Consider the following 253-nt stretch of genomic DNA (forward strand, 5'->3'; position numbering starts at 1 on the left):
GTTGTCTTTGGTAACGCCGTGTTGTAGAAATATAAACTTCTTATTTGCTAGGGAATACTTCCCATTGTACGATGTGAAACAACGGTCGATATGTGAGCTTAATAAAACAGCTGCTCTATCATATATTATGTCGAATTTATCACTTTCAAAATCGACTAGATTGAAGCCCTCTGACCTTAATCTCTCCCAGTCTTTGGAATTTTTTCTAAGGGCAAAAAAAGCATTTATTTGCGGTTGTTGATTTTTAACATAG

The 253-nt window shown here is 35.2% G+C and carries 1 protein-coding gene; it reads right to left on the reverse strand.

Annotated features, from left to right (window positions below):
- Positions 1-253 (reverse strand): hypothetical protein (locus GEAM_RS23390; RefSeq protein ID WP_034796367.1); only part of this gene is annotated, 253 nt, incomplete at both ends.

It is taken from the genome of Ewingella americana ATCC 33852 (genome assembly GCF_000735345.1).
Lineage (GTDB): Bacteria > Pseudomonadota > Gammaproteobacteria > Enterobacterales > Enterobacteriaceae > Ewingella > Ewingella americana.